General features: G+C 68.3%; 4 protein-coding genes. 3 read left to right on the top strand and 1 reads right to left on the bottom strand.

Going from position 1 to position 2,671, the window contains the following annotated elements; genetic code table 11:
- The first annotated feature begins 5 nt into the window (after positions 1–5).
- The 3 genes from VJ693_RS14655 (at position 6) to VJ693_RS14645 (ending at position 1,937) form a co-directional block, all read left to right on the top strand.
- The gene (locus VJ693_RS14655; protein WP_414652287.1) at positions 6–863 is read left to right on the top strand and encodes an MlaA family lipoprotein; all 858 of its coding nucleotides are present in this window, start codon (positions 6–8) and stop codon (positions 861–863) included.
- Positions 864–990: 127 nt separating this feature from the next.
- Positions 991–1,611 (top strand): ABC transporter substrate-binding protein, encoded by a 621-nt coding sequence (locus VJ693_RS14650; RefSeq protein WP_324155244.1) that lies wholly within the window; start codon positions 991–993, stop codon positions 1,609–1,611.
- A gap of 29 nt (positions 1,612–1,640) precedes the next feature.
- Positions 1,641–1,937, top strand: a complete 297-nt coding sequence (locus VJ693_RS14645) for an STAS domain-containing protein (protein WP_324155242.1) — start codon at positions 1,641–1,643, stop codon at positions 1,935–1,937.
- Between the two features lie 18 nt (positions 1,938–1,955).
- Here the strand turns inward: VJ693_RS14645 and VJ693_RS14640 are convergent.
- On the bottom strand, positions 1,956–2,671 hold a 716-nt coding region (locus VJ693_RS14640), incomplete at its 5' end, for a MurR/RpiR family transcriptional regulator (RefSeq protein WP_324155241.1).

The following is a 2,671-nucleotide window of genomic DNA, read 5'->3' as shown; positions in this document are numbered from 1 at the left end:
AAGAAATGACCTCGCTGCAACGGGCCGTCGTCTGGCTCGTGCTGCTGGTCGCGGCCGGCTTGATGCAGGGCTGCTCCACCGTGGGTGCCAAGACCCCGGGCCAGCGGCTGGACCCGTGGGAGAAGTGGAACCGCAAGGTGTTCGGCTTCAACGAGAAGCTCGACGAGCACGTGATCAAGCCGGTGGCCGTCACCTACAGCGAGGTCGTGCCGCGACCGGTGCGCAGCGGCGTGGACAACTTCTTCGGCAACGCGGCCGATGCCTGGTCGGCGATCAACAACCTGCTGCAGGGCAAGTTCAGCAACGGCCTGCACGACGTCGTGCGCTTCGGCACCAACACCATCTTCGGACTCGGCGGCGTGCTCGATGTCGCGACCGAGTTCGGGCTGGACCACCAGTACGAGGACTTCGGCCAGACGCTGGGCCGCTGGGGCGTCGGCGCCGGCGCCTATGTCGTGTGGCCGGTGCTCGGCCCGTCCAGCGTGCGCGAGTCGTTCGCGCTGCCGCTGGACCTCTCGGCGTCGCCCGCGCTGGTCTTTCGCAACGGCGCGGTGAAGTGGGAGATCACCGGGCTGCAACTGGTCAACAAGCGCGCCGGACTGCTGGGAGCCACCAAGGTGCTGGACGACATCGCGCTGGACAAATACACCTTCGTGCGCGATGCCTACCTGCAGCGCCGGCGCAGCCTCGTCTACGATGGCGAAGACGGGCCGCAGCGGCCGGACGACGGCAAGAACGAAACCGACGACGGCGGCCCCCCGCCCGTCAGCGAGAAACCGGCGGCACCGGCGGCTGACAGCGCCAAGCCGGCGGCACCGGCGGCCAGCCAGCCGGCGCCGCAGCCCGCACCAGCCAAGCCGTGACAGGCCAACCGGCGATGCGGCCCATGCGTTGAAGACACCGTTGCTTGCCGGATCGGTCGAACTCGGCGCCCCGCGCGCCATCCAACGGCGATCCGCTCCGGCAAGGACGCCACAGAAAGGTAATCGAATGTTTGCGAGACGAGTCGTGTTGTTCTTCTCCGCGGCGCTGCTGGCGCTGGCGGGCAGCGTGCATGCGCAGTCACAGGCACCCGATGCGCTGATCAAGCAGGTCTCCACCGAGGTGCTCGACGCCGTCAAGGCCGACAAGTCGATCAAGGCAGGCGACCTCCAGAAGATCATCGCCCTGGTCGACGCCAAGGTCATGCCGCACGTCGACTTCCGCCGCATGACGGCCTCCGCGGTCGGCCGCTACTGGCGCCAGGCCACGCCGGAGCAGCAGACGCGCCTGCAGGACGAGTTCAAGATCCTGCTGGTGCGCACCTATTCGGGCGCGCTGGCGCAGGTGAAGGACCAGAGCGTGCAGCTCAAGCCGATGCGCGGCAGCAAGGACGACCCGGAGGTGGTGGTCAAGACCGAGATCCGCGGCCAGGGCGATCCGGTGCAGCTCGACTACCGCCTCGAAAAGACGGACAGCGGCTGGAAGATCTACGACGTCAACGTGCTCGGCGTGTGGCTCGTCGAAAACTATCGCAACAGCTTCGCGCAGGAGATCGGCGCCAACGGCATCGACGGCCTGATCGCCAAGCTGGCCGAGCGCAACAAGAACGCGGCCGCGGCCAAGAGCTGACGGCGGCAGTCGAGACCCACGACCCGCCGATGACGATGCTGCTGCTGCCCGCCACCCTCACCAACCAGGAAGCGCGCGACGCGCTGGCGATGCTGTCGCAGGCGCTCAGGCGCCAGAGCGAGCCGCAGGTCATCATCGACGCGTCCAGCCTGCAGCAGTTCGACTCGGCCGCGATCGCGGTGCTGCTCGAATGCGAGCGCCAGGCGCAGGCCTGGGGCAAGGGCTTTGCCGTGCGCAAGACGCCGCCGCAGCTGGCCGCGCTGGCCAAGCTGTACGGCGTCGAGTCGCTGCTGCACCTGGAAGACGCCGCTCCCGCGACCGCCTGAGCGCAGCTCGCCGGGGCCTCAGCCCTGCGGCTGCGTGTAGCGCTTGGCGCGCAGGTTGCGCTTGATCTCCTGCAGCATCGGCCGCAGTTCGCCGCCCAGCCGCAGCGCCACTGCGGTGGTCAGGATGTCGATCACGATCAGGTGCAGCAGGCGCGACACCATCGGGCTGTAGCGGTCGTAGTCCTCGGGGTGGTCGCAGGCGAGCAGGATCTGGTTGCTGCCCTGGGCCGTCTGCGCCAGCGGCGAGCCGCTGGCCGTGATCAGGATGGTGGTGGCGCCCTTGCGGCGCGCGATGTCGGCAGCGTCGAGCAGGTCGCGGCTGCGCCCCGAGTTGCTGATGATCACGGCGCAGTCGCCCGGTTGCAGCATGGTGGCGCTCATCACCTGAACGTGGCCGTCGCTCACCGCCATGGTGTTCACGCCCAGGCGGAAGAACTTGTGCTGCGCGTCCTGCGCCACGATGCCGGAGTTGCCCACGCCGTAGAACTCGATGCGACGTCCGGCCTTGCCGGCGGCCGCCAGCGCCGTGATGGCGCGTTCGAAGGCATGGCTGGCGGCGTCGTTGCGGTACTTGAGCAGCGCAGAGACCGCGTTGTCGATCACCTTCACGATCACGTCGGCGGGCTTGTCGTCCTCGTCCACGGAACGGTGGACGAAAGGCACCCCCTCGTTGACGTTGCCTGCGAGCTTGAGCTTGAAGTCGGCCAGCCCGTCGTAGCCCACGCTGCGGCAAA

Source organism: Ideonella sp., assembly GCF_035254525.1.
Classification (GTDB): Bacteria; Pseudomonadota; Gammaproteobacteria; order Burkholderiales; family Burkholderiaceae_C; genus Ideonella.
Note: the sequence above shows the minus strand (reverse complement) of the source record. Positions and strands in the feature narration are given on the sequence as shown.